The following is an 18044-nucleotide window of genomic DNA, read 5'->3' as shown; positions in this document are numbered from 1 at the left end:
GGTACGGGGTTGTTGTTTGAGAACTACATAGTGGACGCGAGCATCTTTTATAAGAAGCAATTTCCAAGAATATGAACCTGGATCTGTCGCTGTTGCCTTTTGGGGTGATGGTGGTGGTTTCTGTGGTTCTCTCGAAAATTACTCCTTGATCTTTTGTGGTCAAGTTTTTAAGAGCACACGGTGGATGCCTTGGCATTAGGAGCCGAAGAAGGACGTAGGAATCTGCGATAAGCCTGGGGGAGTCGATAACCGGACTGTGATCCCAGGGTGTCCGAATGGGGAAACCCCGCCAGGGGCGCGAGCTGCCTGGTGACCCGCATCTGAACACATAGGGTGCGTGGAGGGAACGCGGGGAAGTGAAACATCTCAGTACCCGCAGGAAGAGAAAACAATAGTGATTCCGTCAGTAGTGGCGAGCGAACGCGGATCAGGCTAAACCGTTCCATGTGTGATAGCCGGCGGGCGTTGCATGGTCGGGGTTGTGGGACTTCCCACTCCAGCTCTGCCGGGCTGGGAAGGTGAGAGTGCAGGCATAGGTGAACGGTCTTGAAAGGCCGGCCGTAGAGGGTGTGAGCCCCGTAACCGAAATGTTGTGCACCGCCTGGTGAAGTATCCCAAGTAGCACGGGGCCCGAGAAATCCCGTGCGAATCTGTCAGGACCACCTGATAAGCCTAAATACTCCCTAATGACCGATAGCGGACCAGTACCGTGAGGGAAAGGTGAAAAGTACCCCGGGAGGGGAGTGAAACAGTACCTGAAACCGTGTGCTTACAATCCGTCGGAGCCTCCGCGAGCGATCGTGTTGGGGTGACGGCGTGCCTTTTGAAGAATGAGCCTGCGAGTTAGTGTTACGTCGCGAGGTTAACCCGTGTGGGGAAGCCGTAGCGAAAGCGAGTCTGAATAGGGCGTTGCAGTGGCGTGATCTAGACCCGAAGCGAAGTGATCTACCCATGGCCAGGTTGAAGCGACGGTAAGACGTCGTGGAGGACCGAACCCACTTCAGTTGAAAATGGAGGGGATGAGCTGTGGGTAGGGGTGAAAGGCCAATCAAACTTCGTGATAGCTGGTTCTCCCCGAAATGCATTTAGGTGCAGCGTTGCGTGTTTCTTACCGGAGGTAGAGCTACTGGATGGCTAATGGGCCCTACAAGGTTACTGACGTCAGCCAAACTCCGAATGCCGGTAAGTGAGAGCGCAGCAGTGAGACTGTGGGGGATAAGCTTCATAGTCGAGAGGGAAACAGCCCAGACCACCAACTAAGGCCCCTAAGCGTGTGCTAAGTGGGAAAGGATGTGGAGTTGCGAAGACAACCAGGAGGTTGGCTTAGAAGCAGCCATCCTTAAAAGAGTGCGTAATAGCTCACTGGTCAAGTGATTCCGCGCCGACAATGTAGCGGGGCTCAAGTACACCGCCGAAGTTGTGGATTTCAGACATTAGCCAAGCCCTTGTGGTTCAGGCGTCTGGAGTGGTAGGGGAGCGTCGTGTGGGCAGTGAAGTCGCGGTGGAAACCAGCGGTGGAGCCTACACGAGTGAGAATGCAGGCATGAGTAGCGAAAGACGGGTGAGAAACCCGTCCGCCGGATGATCAAGGGTTCCAGGGTCAAGCTAATCTGCCCTGGGTAAGTCGGGACCTAAGGCGAGGCCGACAGGCGTAGTCGATGGACAACGGGTTGATATTCCCGTACCGGCGAAAAACCGCCCATGCTGAACAGGGGATACTAACCGCCCGAAACCTGCCTGACCGCCCTTGTGGTGGAAGGGTTTTGGTGGAGCGCGGGACCTGATCCTGGGAGGCAAGCGTATTAACAGGTGTGACGCAGGAAGGTAGCCGAGCCGGGCGATGGTTGTCCCGGTCTAAGGATGTAGGGCGAACGGTAGGCAAATCCGCCGTTCATGATGCCTGAGATCTGACGGGACCCCCGYAGGGGGGGATTCGGTGATCCTATGCTGCCGAGAAAAGCATCGACGCGAGGTTTTAGCCGCCCGTACCCCAAACCGACACAGGTGATCAGGTAGAGAATACTAAGGCGATCGAGAGAATTATGGTTAAGGAACTCGGCAAAATGCCCCCGTAACTTCGGGAGAAGGGGGGCCCCAACCTTGAACACCACTTGCTGGTGGGAGGGGATCGGGGCCGCAGAGACCAGGGGGAAGCGACTGTTTACTAAAAACACAGGTCCGTGCGAAGTCGCAAGACGATGTATACGGACTGACTCCTGCCCGGTGCTGGAAGGTTAAGAGGACCGGTTAGCCGCAAGGCGAAGCTGAGAATTTAAGCCCCAGTAAACGGCGGTGGTAACTATAACCATCCTAAGGTAGCGAAATTCCTTGTCGGGTAAGTTCCGACCTGCACGAATGGAGTAACGACTTCCCCGCTGTCTCAACCATAAACTCGGCGAAATTGCAGTACGAGTAAAGATGCTCGTTACGCGCAGCAGGACGGAAAGACCCCGAGACCTTTACTATAGTTTGGTATTGGTGTTCGGAGTGGCTTGTGTAGGATAGGTGGGAGACGTTGAAGCCCGGACGCCAGTTCGGGTGGAGTCATCGTTGAAATACCACTCTGGTCACTTTGGACATCTAACTTCGGCCCGTAATCCGGGTCAGGGACAGTGCCTGATGGGTAGTTTAACTGGGGCGGTTGCCTCCTAAAAAGTAACGGAGGCGCCCAAAGGTTCCCTCAGCCTGGTTGGCAATCAGGTGTCGAGTGTAAGTGCACAAGGGAGCTTGACTGTGAGAGAGACATCTCGAGCAGGGACGAAAGTCGGGACTAGTGATCCGGCGGTACATTGTGGAATGGCCGTCGCTCAACGGATAAAAGGTACCTCGGGGATAACAGGCTGATCTTGCCCAAGAGTCCATATCGACGGCATGGTTTGGCACCTCGATGTCGGCTCGTCGCATCCTGGGGCTGGAGTAGGTCCCAAGGGTTGGGCTGTTCGCCCATTAAAGCGGTACGCGAGCTGGGTTTAGAACGTCGTGAGACAGTTCGGTCCCTATCCGCTGCGCGCGCAGGAAATTTGAGAAGGGCTGTCCTTAGTACGAGAGGACCGGGACGGACGAACCTCTGGTGTGTCAGTTGTACTGCCAAGTGCACCGCTGATTAGCTACGTTCGGATGGGATAACCGCTGAAAGCATCTAAGCGGGAAGCTCGCTTCGAGATGAGATTTCCATACACCTTGCGTGTGAGAGGCCCCCAGCCAGACCACTGGGTTGATAGGCCGGATGTGGAAGCGAGGACTAACGACTCGTGAAGCTGACCGGTACTAATAGGCCGATAACTTACACCACACACCCTTCCCGTGAACGGATTCAAAAGACGTTCACACCAKGGGAAGGGTACAAAGAAACAAGACTGCTTGCGTCCACTATGTGGTTCCCAACCAACAAACCCGTTGCTTGAGGAACAAAACCACAACAAAATAACAACACCACAGATGTTGTAACCACAGATTTCCCCACCCCCGCCCCGCGGGTGCGTGGCGGAGCAAGGGTTACGGCGGTCATAGCGTGGGGGAAACGCCCGGTCCCATCCCGAACCCGGAAGCTAAGACCCACAGCGCCGATGGTACTGCACCCGGGAGGGTGTGGGAGAGTAGGTCACCGCCGGAACACCATTAACGGTCGAGGACCCCCACCAMCMGGKGGGGGTCCTCCCGCATTTAACCGGCCTCTCCGAACCGAGCCGGGCCGGGGTCCCCGACCCGGAGCGGAACCCGGACCGGACAAGACCAGGGCCAGCGTGCCCAGCCGAACCCGGGTCACGGCCTGCCAGAACACAGGTCCCAGGGCCCGCCACGAGCGCCCCACGTCCCCCGGGCAGCCGGCAGGGCATCCAAGACGGGTGCCGGCGTCGCCCCCGCTAAGGCCCCCCTCACGGCCCGCCAGGACCATGGGACCGGTGCCCAGCGGGCAGCGCCCGGGCTGGCTTCCTGGCGGCGGAAAGTCCGCCGGCGGGGACGGCGGCGGATCTGGGTGAAACGGCGCCGACGAGGGGGCTTCCGCTCTCGGCGCAATTTGACGGCGATCGGCGCCCGATTCCAGTGATTTTCCCCAAAAAAGGCCGAAAACACGCGGAATTTGCCACCTCTGAGGCGCCAAGCTGGTAAGTTTTCGAACAGTGGTTTGTACGCATGCCGTGTGCAGGCTCCAAAAATCGTGACCGTCCAGGAGGACATAAATGGCTAAGAACCGTAGTGAACTTGTTGCAGAGGTAGCAGGCAAGGCCGGCACCAGCCAGGCAGCAGTCAACTCCGTGCTCGACGCACTGTTCGAGGTCTTCGAGACCTCTGTCGCCGCGGGCGAGAAGATCACCATCCCGGGCTGGCTCGCCGTAGAGCGCACCGACCGTGCAGCTCGCACCGGCCGCAACCCGCAGACCGGCGAGACCATCCAGATTGCCGCTGGCCACAGCGTCAAGCTGACCGCCGGCTCCAAGCTGAAGGCTGCAGTCGCCAAGAAGAAGTAGTCTTCTTCGCAGGCTTGAAAGGAGCGGCAACCCTCGGGTTGCCGCTCCTTTTGCGTCATCGGCCAGTCCCCGGCCAGCCGCCGGCCGGTCCCTAACCGGTCCCTGACCGGTCTTAGGCCGGCCGGGCTGCCTTCCCGACCAATCCGCAGCCCTTTGAAGGCCGCGCCGGCTGGACGGATCCCCGGAGGCCCAGCCGCCGGGGCCGATTCGCTGAGCAAGGCGGCGTAGCGGACAATGGAGGTGTGCCTTCCGCAGTAAATCCCACGCCCACAACCGCAGCGCCCGTTCCCCCCGGGGACGCACGCGGCCCTGGCTCCGGTCCCCCCGGGATTGCCCGGCCTTGGCTGATCGCAGGCCTTGGCGCGTTGTTTATTGGCCTGGTAGCGGCACTGATCTTCTCCGGCGCAGCAGCCGCCCGCGAGGTCTCAGATCCAGGTGCGCTGGTGCGCTGGGGGCTTCCGGTGAGCAAAGCGATCCACAACGTCGCTGTCGCCACCGTGATCGGCGGCCTTATCTTCGCCGTCGGCATCCTGCCGCGAAACAGGAACAGCTCCCGGTCCAAGGAGCAGGACGCCCCGGAACATCCGGCCTTCACCCGGGCGCTGGCCGTGGCAGCGGCCGCCGGCGCCGTCTGGACGCTGTCCGCGATCACCGTGCTGGTCCTGGGCTACGCGGACATCGCGGGGCAGGGCATCTCCGGGGACCCGGAATTCACCCGCTCCCTCGTGTACTTCATGACGGACATCGAAACCGGACGCGCGTGGCTGGCTGTCGTCATCATCGCCGCCGTCGTTACCACCGCCCTGTTCGGAGTGCGCTCCCGCGGCGGCCTGGCACTGACGCTGGTCCTTTCGCTGATCGGGCTGGTTCCCGCTGCCCTGATCGGACACTCCTCCAGCTCCAGCGACCACGAGGGCGCCATCAACTCGCTCGGCCTGCACCTGGTCGGCGTATCGGCCTGGGTGGGCGGCATCATCATGCTCGCAGTCCTCTCCGGCGTCCTGGAAGGCACAGGCGCCGGCGGCCGCACCTCCGGGGCAGCCTCGGGGACAGCAGACATCACCGAGCCGACCCTGCGCCGGTTCTCATCCCTGGCCGGCTTTGCCTTCGCCCTGGTCTTCGCCTCCGGCGTGATCAACGCCAGCATCCGCCTCACCACTTGGGCAGACCTCTTCGGCTCGGCCTACGGGCAACTGATCCTGGCCAAGACGGCAGCGGTCCTGGTGCTGGGCGGCATCGGGCTCATGCACCGCCGCTGGGTCATCCCGCAGCTCGGCAACCGCGCCATGGGCAGGTCCGCGCGCCGGGTGTTGTGGCAGTTGGTGATTGTGGAGTTGATCATCATGGGGGCGACGTCCGGGATCGCCGTCGCGCTGGGGCGTTCCGCCCCGCCGCAGCCCACCACTTTCGCACCCGACGCTTCGCCGGCCTTCATCCTCTCGGGCTACGAGCTGCCGCCGGAACTGACCCCGGAAAGATGGCTCACGGAGTGGCGGCTCGACTGGCTCTGGATCGCCGTCGCCGTGTTTGGCCTGGTGTCCTACCTCCTCGGCGTGCGAAAAGTGATGAAGCGGGGCGACTCGTGGCCCTGGTTCCGGACGGTCAACTGGGTGCTCGGACTCGTGGTCCTCACCTACGTGACCTCGGGGCCGCCGTCGGTCTATGGCAGGGTGCTGTTTTCGGCGCACATGATGGACCACATGGCCCTGACCATGGTGGCCCCCATCTTCCTGGTCCTCGGCGCCCCCGTGACGCTGGCACTGCGGGCGCTCACCCCCCGGCGCGACAGCTCCCGCGGACCGCGCGAGTGGCTGATGATCTTCATCCACTCCAAGTTCTCGCAACTGGTGACACACCCGCTGTTCGCGGCCGCCAACTTCGCTGGCTCGATCGTGCTTTTCTACTACTCGGACGCGTTCGGCTACGCGATGCGGGACCACGTGGGCCACGAACTCATGAACCTGCACTTCGCCCTCACCGGCTACATCTTCGTGCTCACCATGATCGGTACCGATCCGTTGCCGCGCCGCGCACCGTACCCCATGCGGCTGCTGCTCCTGTTGGCCACTATGGGCTTCCACGCGTTCTTCGGCGTCGCCATCATGGGCGGCACCGGGCTGCTGGCCGCCGACTACTTCGGCAACCTCGGGCGGACCTGGGGCCCCCCGGCCCTGCTGGACCAACAGATGGGCGGTGCCGTGGCGTGGGGGATCGGCGAAGTGCCGACCCTGCTGGTAGCGATCGGTGTCGCCGTGATGTGGTCCCGCTCCGACGCGCGCGAGTCCAAACGCACCGACCGGGCGGCGGACAGGAATAACGACGCCGATCTCACCGCTTACAACGATATGTTTGCCAAGCTGGCCGAGCGCGACGCCAGGCTTGCCGAACGCAATTCAAAGCTGGAAGGACGCTCATGACCGAAACCGTACGCACCCACCTCCGGGTCCGGGCCTCCGAACTGGTGGGCCGCAAGTGGCTGAACACCGGTGGCAAGTCCCTGGACCTTGAATCCCTGCGCGGCAAGATCGTGCTGCTGGACTTCTGGACGTTCTGCTGCATCAACTGCCTGCACGTCCTGGACGAACTCCGCCCGCTCGAGCAGCAGTACTCGGATGTCCTCGTGACGGTCGGCGTGCATTCGCCCAAGTTCGAGCACGAGGCCGATCCCGTGGCGCTGGCGGCCGCCGTCGAACGCTACGAGATCCGCCACCCTGTCCTCGACGACCCCGAGCTGGACACCTGGAAGGCCTATACGGCCCGGGCCTGGCCGACCCTGGTGGTCATCGATCCCGAGGGCTACATCGTCGCGCACCTCTCCGGCGAGGGCCACGCGGACGGCCTCGCCGTCCTGATCCCCGAGCTGATCGCCGAACACGAGGCCCGGGGCACCCTGCACCGGGGCGACGGCCCCTACGTGGCGCCGGAACCGACGTCGGGAACGCTGCGCTTCCCGGGCAAGGCCCTGTTCCTGCCCGCCGGTCGCGGGGTCGGAGGCGCCGGCGACGGCTCGTGGCTGGTGACCGACACCGGCCATCACCGGCTCGTGGAACTCTCTACCGACTTTCAGACCGTGCTGGCCACTTACGGCTCGGGCGAAAAGGGCCACGCCGACGGCAACGCCGCCACCGCCCGGTTCAACGAACCGCAGGGCCTGGTGCTGCTGCCCGAGGATGTCGCCGCGGCCGCCGGTTACGACGTCGTCATTGCCGACTCCGTGAATCACCGGCTCCGCGGGCTGTCCCTCGCGGACGGCACCGTCCGGACGCTGGCCGGCAACGGCGTACAGCGGCTGCTGGAAACCGGCCCGGCCCGCGTGGACGAGGAAGGCGCCGCCTACGGAACCCGGCTCGAGGCGGACCCGCTCGCGGTGTCCCTGAGCTCGCCGTGGGACGTCGTCTGGTCCGCCAAGCTCAACGCCGTGGTGGTCGCGATGGCGGGAGTGCACCAGATCTTCAGCTTCGACCCGACTTCCGGCGCCGTAAAGATCATCGCCGGCAACGGCCTCGAAGGGCTCCTGGACGGCCCGGCCGCTGAAGCCTGGTTCGCCCAGTCCTCCGGCCTTGCCGAAGACGCGGACGGCAACATCTGGGTGGCTGACTCCGAGACCTCCGCCCTGCGCAAACTCGTGATTGATGACGCGGGCACCATCACCGTCGAATCGGCGGTGGGCAAGGGCCTGTTCGACTTCGGCTTCCGCGATGGACCCGCCGCGGAGGCGCGGCTGCAGCACCCGCTCGGCGTCACGGTGCTCCCTGACGGTTCGGTGGCCATCGCGGACACGTACAACGGCGCAGTCCGCCGCTACGACCCCGGAACGGGCACGGTCTCCACACTGGCCCGCGGACTGTCCGAGCCCTCGGACGTGATTGTGGACCACACCCAGGTCGCCGGATCCGAGCCGTTGCTGGTGGTGGTCGAGGCCAACAAGCACCAGCTCGTGTACGTGCCCATCCCGAAGGAAGCCCAGCAGGTGGACGAGGGTGCGGCGCAGACCCACCGTCCCAAGAGCCCTGTGGCGCCTGGGCCGCTCGAACTGGCGGTCCGCTTCACGGCGCCCACCGGTCAGAAGCTGGACGACCGCTGGGGCGATCCCACCCAGTTGAAGATCTCGTCCACACCCCCCGAACTGCTGGTCTCCGGCGGGGGGACGTCCGTGGGGCTCCTGCGCACCCTGGAGCTTTCCTCCGACGTCCCCGAGGGCGTCCTGCACATCACCGCCCGCGCGGCGGCCTGTGACGGGTCCGAAGACGCCGACGGCGAGATCCCGGACCATGCGGCCTGCCACCTCTACCAGCAGGACTGGGGAATCCCCGTGCTCCTGCAGGCCGACGGAGACACCGAGCTGGTCCTGGACCTGCGCGGAATGGACTGAGCCGCTGCGCCAAGGCTGACCTAAGGCTGCTGTCCGTGACCCTGAATCACGGACAGCAGCCTTTTGGCTTTCTTCGGGCCCGCCGCCGCGGAGTCCCGGAGGGTACTAGTAGTCCAGCTGCGGCGTGAGTTTGACGGTGTCGCCGTCGATGTCCAGACGGGTCGTGAAGCTGAAATCGTGGACGGAGTCGATGTCGGACACGGCGCCCGAGAACAGATCCTGTTGGCGGGCCTTGATCCGGGCCTTGCCGTCGAGGGGAGCCACCACCCAGCGGCCGCCGAACGGCTCGATGCTGACGCTCGGGTAGTCCGTGATGCTCCAGTCGATGGTTCCGTCCATCACGCGGTTGTTGGTGGCGTGGTAGAACGGGCAGTTGGGCTGCAGCTTCTGCTGCTTGTCGGCCTCGTCCGCGCAGGAGTCCAGGAACTCCTTGACCTTGCCGCTCACGGCCTCCTTCAGGGCGCCCGTGGCCTCGGTCAGCAGGTTCAGCGATGCCGGAGGCGCGTCCGCGGCCGACACGGTGGCGCGGGTGGCCGGGGCGGAGAAGTACTGGCCGTTCAGGGTCGCCTCATACTCGCCCGGGTAGAAGACAGCGAAGGAGTTGCGGCCGTTGGGCATGTTCACCGGCACCCCGTTGAGGGTGGCCTCGCTGGAGTTGACCACGGTGACGTCCAGGACGGGCAGCTCAGAGGGGACGAAAGACCATTTGTGGAAGAACAGCCACTCGGTGCCGGAGCGCTCCAACAGGAACTCGGTCCGCAGTTTGTTGCCGTCAACGGTGTACTCCATGGGCACCATGACCTGATTGGCACCGCGCTCTTCCGCGGCGCCAAGCTTGACGTCGGAGATGCGTGCCGCCGCGGTTTGCAGGGCCGTGCCGTCGAGCATCGCCGGGTTGCTTTGTGGCACGGAGGCGCGCAACAGGCCCAGCGCCTTTTCGCCATCGCCCTTTTGCAGGGCACTCAAATATTCACGGACTGGCTGCTGGGGCCCGGCAATGGAGTCGTTCACCAGATTGATCGACACGATGGCGCCGGCGACGGCAAGCATCAGTCCCAGCAGCCACACTGCTGCGATTTTGACCAACGCCTGACTCATCTGCACCATTCTTACGTTACCTGTACCCCACAGGAATCCCGGTGTCACAGTCCGCACCTGTGACGCGGAGCATGGCTGAAGGCCGCCCGACCCGCGGGCCGGGAACGTGCGGTTGGGTGCCGCCGCGGTGATCCCTAGCGGCGGCGGCGTTTGGAGGAAGTGCCGAAGACGCCGCGGAGCAGTTCCCTGCCAAGCTGGGTCCCCAGCGAGCGGGCCATGCTCTGGAGGCCACCGCCCAGGGCCCCGGCGAGTTCGCCGCCGATGCCCCCGCCGCCGCCGGCCGGCGGCTGCGCCGGCCGGGGGGCACGCCGCTCGGCCACGTTGTCATCGTCGGGCATCCGGGGCGCCGGCGCGGGGCGGCTGCTGGGGCGGCCAAGGATTTCCTCCTCGATCCGCCGGGCTTCGGCGTCGATGGCGCGGGGGTCCAAACCGCCGCCCTGGGCGGATTCCTGGCTGCCGCCGTCCCGGGCGCCGCCGTGGTGCGCGGTCCCGGCCGCCGGCCCGGTGGGGGCAGCGCCCGTGCGGTCACCGCCTTCGGCGGCGATCTTCTCGTACGCCGAGATGTTGTCGACGGCGGTGCCGTACTTGGGCAGCAGGGCGGAGGCGGCGACGGTGCTGGAGATCAGCTCGTCTGTGCTGGGACCCATCACGGACTCCGGGGCACGGAGCCGGGTCAGCGCCACCGGGGTCGGCGCGCCCTTCTCATTCAGGACTGTGATGACGGCCTCGCCGATGCCGGCGGTAGTGAGGGTCTCCTCGAGGTCATAGTCGCTGGTCGGGAAGGTGGAGACGGTGGCCCTGAGGGCCTTGGCGTCCTCCGGGGTATAGGCGCGGAGGGCGTGCTGCACGCGGTTTGCCAGCTGGCCGAGGACGTCGGCGGGGACGTCCTTGGGGGTCTGCGTCACGAAGAAGATTCCGACACCTTTGGACCTGATGAGCCGGACGGTGGTGGTGATCGCGTCAAGGAAGGCTTTCGAGGCGCCGTTGAACAGCAAGTGGGCCTCGTCGAGGAAGAACACGAGCTTGGGCTTGTCGAGGTCCCCGGACTCGGGCAGGTCCTCGAAGAGGTCGGCCAACAGCCACATGAGGAACGTCGAGAAGAGCATGGGCTTGGTCTGCAGCGTCGGAAGCTCCAGGCAGCTCACCACACCGCGGCCGTCCGGCGCGGTACGCAGCAGTTCGGCGGTGTCGAACTCGGGTTCGCCGAAGAACTTCTCCATACCCTGCGCCTCGAGCGTGATCAGTTCGCGCAGGATCACGCCGGCGGTTGCCTTGGAGAGGCCGCCGAGTTCCTCAAGTTCGTCCTTGCCCTCGGCCGAGGTCAGGAATTGGATCACGGCCCGGAGGTCCTTGAGGTCGATCAGCTCCAGGTCTTTCTTGTCCGCGAAATGGAAGACCAGCTGCAGGCTGGATTCCTGGGTTTCGTTCAGGTCCATGATGCGGGAGAGCAGGATGGGGCCGAAGGAGGTGATGGTGGCGCGGACCGGTATGCCCTTGCCGTCACCGCCTAGGGCCAGGAACTCCACCGGAAAAGTCTTGCCGGACCAGGCCTGGCCGATGCTCTCCGTGCGGGCCAGGAGTTTTTCGGTGCCCGTGCCGGCGGTGGCCAGGCCCGAGAGGTCGCCCTTGATGTCGGCCAGGAACACGGGCACACCGGCGGTGGAAAGCTGTTCGGCCATCATGTGCAGCGTGACGGTCTTGCCCGTGCCTGTCGCCCCGGCCACGAGGCCGTGCCGGTTCATCATCGCGAGCGGCAGCCGGACGGAGGCTTCCTTGTGGAGTTCGCCGTCGACGATCGCCGCGCCGAGCTCGATCGTCGGGCCGTCCAGGGTGTAGCCCTGGACGATCGTGGCGACTTTGTCTGCAGTGGATTTGATGGCCATGCGGTTAGCTTAGCCGGGTCCGGGGTTCCCGGACCCGGCTAAGGGTGGCTTATTCGGCGAGGGCCTTGAGGACCTCCTTGGCCACGTCCTCGCTGGACTGCGGGTTCTGCCCGGTGATGAGGTTTCCGTCCCGCACAACATGAGACGTCCAAGCCGCGCCGTTCTCCACTACCGCGCCCTTCTCCTTCAGGACGTCCTCCACGAACCACGGTGTATTGGGTCCCGTGCCGCCACCCAGCTCCTCCTCATTGGTGAAGACGGTGAGGCGGCGTCCGGCGAAGGTGAACGCGCCGTCGTCGTCAGTGGCGCTCAACAGTCCGGCCGGGCCGTGGCAGAAGGGGGCAATGATCTTGCCGGCCGTGTTGACGGCCGTCAGCAGACGGCCAAGATCGGCGTCCTGGTACAGGTCGGCCATCGGCCCGTGGCCGCCCGGCATCACGACGGCGTCGTAGGCGGAGGCGTCGACGTCGGCCAGCACCAGCGGGTTGGACAGTTCGGTGTCGAGGGAATCGATGTAGCGGCGGAAGCTATCCGCATGGTCCTGCCCACCGGCGGACTCGGCCGCGAGGCTCACCTCATCCACCGTCGGCTTCTTGCCGCCCGGAGTGGCGATGTGCACGGTGTGGCCCGCGTCGAGAAGGGTCCGGTGGGAGACAACGAGCTCCTCGGCCCAGTAGCCGGTGGGGTGGTCGCTGCCGTCGCGCATTGTCAGGGAATCTGCTGCCGAGACAACCATCAGAATACTTTTAGCCATGGTGTTGCTCCTGTTCTGCCGGCAAGGGCCGGCGGACGGTGGATAAGGTGAAATATGGTAGGCGGCGCGGTTCAGCGGGTCGCTTCGAGTTCCGCATAGGTGGCGTCGTCGAGGACGACGGCGGCGGCGGCCAGGTTCTCTTCAAGGTGCTTGACGGAGCCGGTGCCGGGGATCGGCATCATGACGGGGGACCGGCGCAGAAGCCAGGCCAGCGCCACCTGGGAAGTCGTGGCGCCCAGCCGCTTCGCCGCCTCGTCGAGCGGTCCGCCCGGCCGGGCCAGCTCGCCAGCGGACATCGGCGCCCACGGAATGAAGCCGATGCCGTTCTCCTCGGCGTACTCGAGGACGTCCTCGGAGCTGCGGTCGGTGAGGTTGTAGCGGTTCTGCACCGTAGAGACCGTGAAGTACCTCCCGGCTTCCTCCAGTTCCTCCACGCTGACCTGGGAGAGGCCGAGGGCCTTGACCTTGCCTTCCTTTTGCAGATCGCGCAGCACGGCGAACTGCTCCTCGCGGTCCACCTTGGGGTCGATCCGGTGCAGCTGCAGGAGGTCGAGGGAGTCGACCTTGAGCTTGCGCAGGCTCAGTTCCGTCTGCTGGCGCAGGTATTCGGGCCGGCCGACCGGAACCCAGGCGTTGGGTCCAGTGCGGGTGAACCCCACCTTCGTGGCGATCCTGACGCCGTCCCGGTAGGGGTGCAAGGCCTCGGCAATGATTTCCTCGCTGATGTTGGGGCCGTACGAGTCGGCAGTGTCAATGAAGTCGACGCCAAGCTCCACGGCGCGGCGTACCACGGCGACCGCGGCGGCGCGGTCTGCCGGCTCGCCCCAGACGCCGTCGCCGACGATCCGCATGGCGCCAAAGCCCAGCCGGCGGACGGTTGCCAGGTCCTTCAGGGCGATCGTGGCGGATGTTTCCGGGTGCTGTGCTTTGTCATGGCTCATAGGGAAGAGAACATCCTCAGCCTGCTGACTATTCCAAGGTTTCCTAACGGGGCGTCCCCGCCCGGCGATGCGGGGGCGTCTGCAGGGGTGCGTTCCGGGCAGTCCGGCGGCAAAGCCTGCGCCGTGACGGAATTACGCCACCGATTAGCGTTTCTGCGATTTTGCCTTAGACTGTGGCATGCCCAACTCGCTCCCGCGCATCGTGCTGGCCTTTGTCGTGACCCTCGGCCTTGTCCTGCTGGGCGGAAGCCCCGCTTCGGCTGCTACGGCCAGTACCTCGGGAACCGGAATCGATGTTTCCTGGCCGCAATGCGGGAAGGCCCTCCCAAAGCAGCCGGCCTTCGCGATCGTCGGCGTCAACCATGGCCTGGCCAACAACACGAACCCGTGCCTGGCAAGCCAGCTGGCCTGGGCCAAGACCGCAAAGTCCCCGGCAGCGACGGCGCAGCCGGGGGTGGCGCTGTACGTCAACACGGCCAACCCCGCCCGGCAGGGGTCCTGGTGGCCCACGTTGAACACCTACAACGGGGTGAAGGTCACAAACCCCTACGGCAACTGCGCCTTGGGGTCGCTCAAAGCCTGCTCCTTTATGTATGGGTGGGCCAAGGCGTCCGACGACGCCAAGCGCCGCGGGGTCAGCAACCCGCAGTCCTACCTCTGGTGGCTGGATGTGGAAACGGAAAACACCTGGCAGGAAGACAAAGCCGCCAACGTCGCCGTCCTGGAAGGCATGGCCGCCTACTTCAAGAAGATCGGCGCCCGCGTGGGCCTCTACTCCACCCCCTACCAGTGGGGGGAGATCGCCGGCAGCGTGAAGTTCACCAGCCCGCTGGCAGGACTGCCGAGCTGGCTCGCCGGAGCGGGATCGGCGGCCGGGGCCAAGGCGAACTGCGCCCGCCCCGGACTCACCCCGAACAGCCGCGTCTCGATGACGCAGTACATCTCCGGGGGCCTTGACTACAACTACTCGTGCCCCTGAGCCGCCTGCAGAAATATCCCGGGGGCCGCCGTCGTTGACCCCAGTGTGCCCGCGCCGGAAACCCGGTGCCACCCAGGACCGCAGTCCAAACTCCGGCCCGCACACTGCTCCGCTACGAAAGGCCGGCTTTTCCGTGACTGTTCCGCTTTCCATTCTTGATCTCGCTACCATCGGCCCGGGCCAGACGGCGGCGGAAAGCTTCGCCGGCAGCGTGGCCATGGCGCAGCTCGCCGAGGACCGGGGTTACCGGCGGATCTGGTACGCCGAGCACCACAACATGTCCGCGATCGCCTCGTCCGCCACGAGTGTGTTGATCGCCCACGTCGCGGCCCACACCTCCAGCATCCGGCTCGGCGCCGGCGGCGTGATGCTGCCCAACCACTCGCCGTTGACCATCGCGGAACAGTTCGGCACGCTTGAGACCCTGCACCCGGGCCGGATCGACCTCGGCCTGGGCCGGGCGCCGGGCAGCGACCAGAACACCATGCGCGCCCTGCGCCGCGATCCGATGTCGGCAGACAACTTCCCGCAAGACGTCCTGGAGCTCCAGGGCTACCTGAGCGGCCCCACCCGCATCCAGGGCGTCGAGGCCACCCCGGGCAAGGGCACCAACGTGCCGCTGTACATCCTGGGTTCCTCCCTGTTCGGCGCCAGGCTGGCCGCCCAGCTGGGCCTGCCCTATGCGTTCGCCTCGCACTTCGCGCCCAACGCACTGCAGGATGCGGTGGCGGTCTACCGCCGCGAATTCCGGCCCTCCGCGCAGCTCGAAGCGCCGCACGTGATCGCCGGAGTCAATGTCATTGCCGCCGATTCCGCCGCTGAGGCGCAGGCGATGTTCCAGGCCACCAAGCGGGCCAGGGTCTCCTTGTTCTTCGGCAATGGCCGTGTGTTCAGCGACGACGAGGCGGACATGATCCTGGACTCGCCCCAGGGCCAGCAGATGGCGCAGATGATGAAGTACTCCGCGGTGGGCACCCCCGAGGCCGTCCTTGCGTACCTCGAGGAGTTCACGGTGCACGCCGACGCCGACGAACTGATCGTGGCGCACCAGAGCACCGGGACCGAACCCCGGCTCCGTTCCGTGGAACTTCTGGCCGACGCCGCCCGCCTCGTGCGGGCATAACGATCTGGAGGCCTTCTGGGCTAGAGTTCCCGGCGGGCGCCCTCGGACGCGGTGACGGTGAAGATGTGCGGGGCGGCGTATCCGGCCCGGGCGAAGTCGCGGGTAACTCCCGCGGCCACCGTAGCGGCGCCGTCGTTGCGGACCAGAGCAATGGCTGCGCCACCGAAACCGCCGCCGGTCATGCGCGCGCCGATGGCGCCCAATCCCTGCGCGCTGGCCACGGCGAGGTCGAGCTCAGGCGTGGAAATCTCGAAGTCGTCGCGCATGGACTCGTGCGATTCGTTGAGGAAAGGCCCGATCGCGGCGGGGCCGGAGGTCCGCAGTGCCGTCACGGTGTCGAGCACCCGCTGGTTTTCCGTGATGATGTGGCGGACCCGGCGGTAGGTCTGGCCGTCGAGCTGTGCCGCGGCGCGGGGAAGATCGGCCGGGCCCAGCGCCCGCAGGCTGCCGACGCCCAGGCGGCGGGCACCGTCCTCACAGGAACGGCGGCGGCTGGCGTAGCCGCCGTCGGCATGGGAATGGCTGGTGCGGGTGTCGACCACGAGCAGCCCCACCCCGGCACCGGCGAAGCCGAGGGCAACCGCCTCGGTCGACAGGTTCTGGCAGTCGAGCAGGATGCCATGATCGGGCTCACCCAGGAGCGAGGCCGACTGGTCCATGATGCCGGTGGGCGCGCCGACCACCCGGTTCTCGGCCAGCTGGCCGATCCGTGCCAGTTCGGGCCTGCCCAGCCCCAAGCCCCAGAGATCGTTCAGGGCCAGGGCCACCGCGCATTCGACTGCGGCGGAGGAGGACAGCCCGGCGCCGGCCGGGACATCGGAGGTCAGCGCCAGGTCCAGGCCGGACATCCGGGACGGGACGCCGGAACCGGACGGGACGCCGGAACCGGCTGCGGAACCGGACGGGACGCCGGAACCGGCGCCGCCGGATGCCGCCCGGGACATCGCCCACGCCACGCCGAGGGGGTACGCGGCCCAGCCGGTGAGGCTATCCGGGTCCAGGCGGTCGAGGCTTACCTCTATGACGCCGGGGAAAGAGCTGCTGGTGACCCGGAGCAGACGGTCTGCGCGGACGCGGGCCGCCACCGTGGTGCGCTTGTCGATCGCGATCGGAAACGCGAAGCCTTCGTTGTAATCCGTGTGCTCACCGATCAGGTTGACCCGCCCGGGCGCCGACCACAAGCCGTCCGGCGCGCCCCCAAACGCACTGGAAAAGTACCCACTTTCCCGTTCAAGGACCTCGTTCATGGCTGGGCTGCCTCCTGTTCTGTTGCCGGGAGTTCTGTGCGGAATGGCTCGATCCCTGCTGTACGCGGTGGCGGCGAAGCTTCCTCCATGGCGTCGCGGAGCCGGGCGGCGGCCGTTTCCGGCGGGATGTCCGCGATGAATGCCCCCATCGCGGCTTCCGACCCTGCCAGGTACTTGAGCTTGTCCTCCTCCCGGCGGGGCGAGGTCAGTTGCAGCATGAGCCGGATGTCGTCCCGGTGGGCGTGGACGGGAGCCTGGTGCCACGCCGAAATGTACGGCGTGGGGCTGTCGTAGAGGGCATCGACGCCACGCAGGAGCTGGCGGTACAGCAGGGAGAACTCATCGCGTTCCTCGTCGGTCGTGGCGGCGAGATCCGGGACATGCCGGTGCGGGAGGATATGCACTTCCAGCGGCCAGCGCGCGGCAAACGGGACAAACGCCGTCCAGTGCTCGCCCTGGAGCAGCACCCGCTCGGATTTCTGCTCGAAGCTGAGGATGTCCTCGAACAGCGAGCCGCCGTAACTTTCGATCGTGCGGACCAACTGGGCCGTGCGCGGCGTGATGTACGGGTAGGCGTAGATCTGTCCGTGCGGGTGGTGCAGCGTCACGCCGATCGCTTCGCCGCGGTTCTCGAACGGAAAGACCTGTTCGACGCCGGGCAGCGCGGACAGCGCGGCCGTCCGGTCCGCCCAGGCTTCCACCACTGTGCGCATCCGGGACAGGGGCAGGCCCGCCAGGGAGCCGGTGTGTTCCGGGGAGAAGCACACCACTTCGCACCGGCCCACGGACTGCCGGCTGCGCCCCAGCCCCACCCGGGCGAGGTCATCCAGGCCTTCCGGCGCGGCGGCCCCCGCCAGGTCGGGTCCGAAGGAGGGGGACTTGTTTTCGAAGACGGCGACGTCGTAGAGGCTCGGAATCTCCGAGGGATTATCCTTCGACGCCGGGGCCAGCGGGTCCAGGTGCGAGGGCGGCAGGACCACCCGGTTCTGCCGGGCGGCCGCGATCGAGATCCACTCCCCGGTCAGGACGTCCTGGCGCATGGTGGCCGTGGGCGGCCGGACCGCCGGCGCGCGGAGATCCTTGCCCCGGTACGGGGGCAGGACGGTATCGGCATCATCGAAGTAGATGATGTCCCGGCCGTCGGAGAGCTTGTGGGACCGTTTCGTAATCTGGCCCAT

At 65.6% G+C, this 18044-nt stretch carries 11 protein-coding genes and 2 rRNA genes; 7 read left to right on the top strand and 6 right to left on the bottom strand.

From position 1 onward, the window contains the following. Window positions 1-157 precede the first annotated feature (157 nt). The 5 genes from AC1DZV_RS14990 to AC1DZV_RS14970 all read left to right on the top strand — a co-directional run bounded on the left by AC1DZV_RS14990 (window position 158) and on the right by AC1DZV_RS14970 (window position 8841). Window positions 158-3292, top strand: a 23S ribosomal RNA gene (locus tag AC1DZV_RS14990). A 204-nt stretch (window positions 3293-3496) separates the two neighbouring features. Then, window positions 3497-3613 (top strand): 5S ribosomal RNA (rrf, locus tag AC1DZV_RS14985). Window positions 3614-4181: 568 nt separating this feature from the next. Then, window positions 4182-4469: an HU family DNA-binding protein gene (locus AC1DZV_RS14980; protein ID WP_011776355.1), complete on the top strand. Its 288-nt coding sequence runs from the start codon at window positions 4182-4184 to the stop codon at window positions 4467-4469. A 242-nt stretch (window positions 4470-4711) separates the two neighbouring features. After that, complete coding sequence (locus tag AC1DZV_RS14975) at window positions 4712-6886, top strand: bifunctional copper resistance protein CopD/cytochrome c oxidase assembly protein (protein ID WP_476954016.1); 2175 nt, start codon at window positions 4712-4714, stop codon at window positions 6884-6886. Then, the gene (locus tag AC1DZV_RS14970; RefSeq protein ID WP_476954015.1) at window positions 6883-8841 is read left to right on the top strand and encodes an NHL domain-containing thioredoxin family protein; all 1959 of its coding nucleotides are present in this window, start codon (window positions 6883-6885) and stop codon (window positions 8839-8841) included. The genes AC1DZV_RS14975 and AC1DZV_RS14970 overlap by 4 nt, the downstream gene beginning before the upstream one ends. A 105-nt stretch (window positions 8842-8946) precedes the next feature. Here AC1DZV_RS14970 and AC1DZV_RS14965 read toward each other — a convergent pair whose 3' ends face one another. The 4 genes from AC1DZV_RS14965 to AC1DZV_RS14950 form a co-directional block, all read right to left on the bottom strand. Beyond that, entirely contained in the window at window positions 8947-9939 is a 993-nt protein-coding gene (locus tag AC1DZV_RS14965; RefSeq protein ID WP_476951923.1) for a hypothetical protein, read from the bottom strand. A 134-nt stretch (window positions 9940-10073) separates the two neighbouring features. Further along, window positions 10074-11822 carry a helicase HerA-like domain-containing protein gene (locus AC1DZV_RS14960; RefSeq protein WP_476954014.1) on the bottom strand — a complete coding sequence of 583 codons (1749 nt, stop codon included), beginning with the start codon at window positions 11820-11822 and terminating at the stop codon, window positions 10074-10076. A 49-nt stretch (window positions 11823-11871) separates the two neighbouring features. Next, the gene (locus AC1DZV_RS14955) at window positions 11872-12576 is read right to left on the bottom strand and encodes a type 1 glutamine amidotransferase domain-containing protein (protein WP_476954013.1); all 705 of its coding nucleotides are present in this window, start codon (window positions 12574-12576) and stop codon (window positions 11872-11874) included. 71 nt (window positions 12577-12647) lie between these two features. Next, window positions 12648-13517, bottom strand: a complete 870-nt coding sequence (locus AC1DZV_RS14950; protein WP_476951926.1) for an aldo/keto reductase — start codon at window positions 13515-13517, stop codon at window positions 12648-12650. Between the two features lie 178 nt (window positions 13518-13695). On the opposite strand from AC1DZV_RS14950, the gene AC1DZV_RS14945 reads away from it, so the two are divergent. Then, a complete protein-coding gene (locus tag AC1DZV_RS14945; protein WP_476954012.1) occupies window positions 13696-14496 on the top strand; it encodes a glycoside hydrolase family 25 domain-containing protein in 801 nt (266 codons plus the stop codon). A 133-nt stretch (window positions 14497-14629) separates the two neighbouring features. Next, entirely contained in the window at window positions 14630-15619 is a 990-nt protein-coding gene (locus AC1DZV_RS14940) for an LLM class flavin-dependent oxidoreductase (RefSeq protein ID WP_476954011.1), read from the top strand. Window positions 15620-15639: 20 nt separating this feature from the next. Here AC1DZV_RS14940 and galK read toward each other — a convergent pair whose 3' ends face one another. Together galK and galT are read right to left on the bottom strand one after the other, a co-directional pair. Further along, a complete protein-coding gene (gene galK, locus AC1DZV_RS14935; protein ID WP_476954010.1) occupies window positions 15640-16866 on the bottom strand; it encodes a galactokinase in 1227 nt (408 codons plus the stop codon). After that, window positions 16863-18044, bottom strand: a complete 1182-nt coding sequence (gene galT / locus AC1DZV_RS14930; protein WP_476951930.1) for a galactose-1-phosphate uridylyltransferase — start codon at window positions 18042-18044, stop codon at window positions 16863-16865. Before galT ends, galK begins: the two co-directional genes overlap by 4 nt.

The organism is Arthrobacter sp. P1_D12 (assembly GCF_056406175.1).
The sequence above is the reverse complement of the archived record's forward strand: the minus strand, read 5'-3'. Positions and strand labels throughout refer to the sequence as shown.

Bases quoted from the DNA above. Each gene is read 5' to 3' on its own strand.
- AC1DZV_RS14980 (WP_011776355.1), top strand. From the start codon at position 4,182: ATGGCTAAGAACCGTAGTGAACTTGTTGCAGAGGTAGCAGGCAAGGCC.
- AC1DZV_RS14970 (WP_476954015.1), top strand. From the start codon at position 6,883: ATGACCGAAACCGTACGCACCCACCTCCGGGTCCGGGCCTCCGAACTG.
- AC1DZV_RS14965 (WP_476951923.1), bottom strand. From the start codon at position 9,939: ATGAGTCAGGCGTTGGTCAAAATCGCAGCAGTGTGGCTGCTGGGACTG.
- AC1DZV_RS14960 (WP_476954014.1), bottom strand. From the start codon at position 11,822: ATGGCCATCAAATCCACTGCAGACAAAGTCGCCACGATCGTCCAGGGC.
- AC1DZV_RS14955 (WP_476954013.1), bottom strand. From the start codon at position 12,576: ATGGCTAAAAGTATTCTGATGGTTGTCTCGGCAGCAGATTCCCTGACA.
- AC1DZV_RS14950 (WP_476951926.1), bottom strand. From the start codon at position 13,517: ATGAGCCATGACAAAGCACAGCACCCGGAAACATCCGCCACGATCGCC.
- AC1DZV_RS14945 (WP_476954012.1), top strand. From the start codon at position 13,696: ATGCCCAACTCGCTCCCGCGCATCGTGCTGGCCTTTGTCGTGACCCTC.
- galK (WP_476954010.1), bottom strand. From the start codon at position 16,866: ATGAACGAGGTCCTTGAACGGGAAAGTGGGTACTTTTCCAGTGCGTTT.
- galT (WP_476951930.1), bottom strand. From the start codon at position 18,044: ATGGGCCAGATTACGAAACGGTCCCACAAGCTCTCCGACGGCCGGGAC.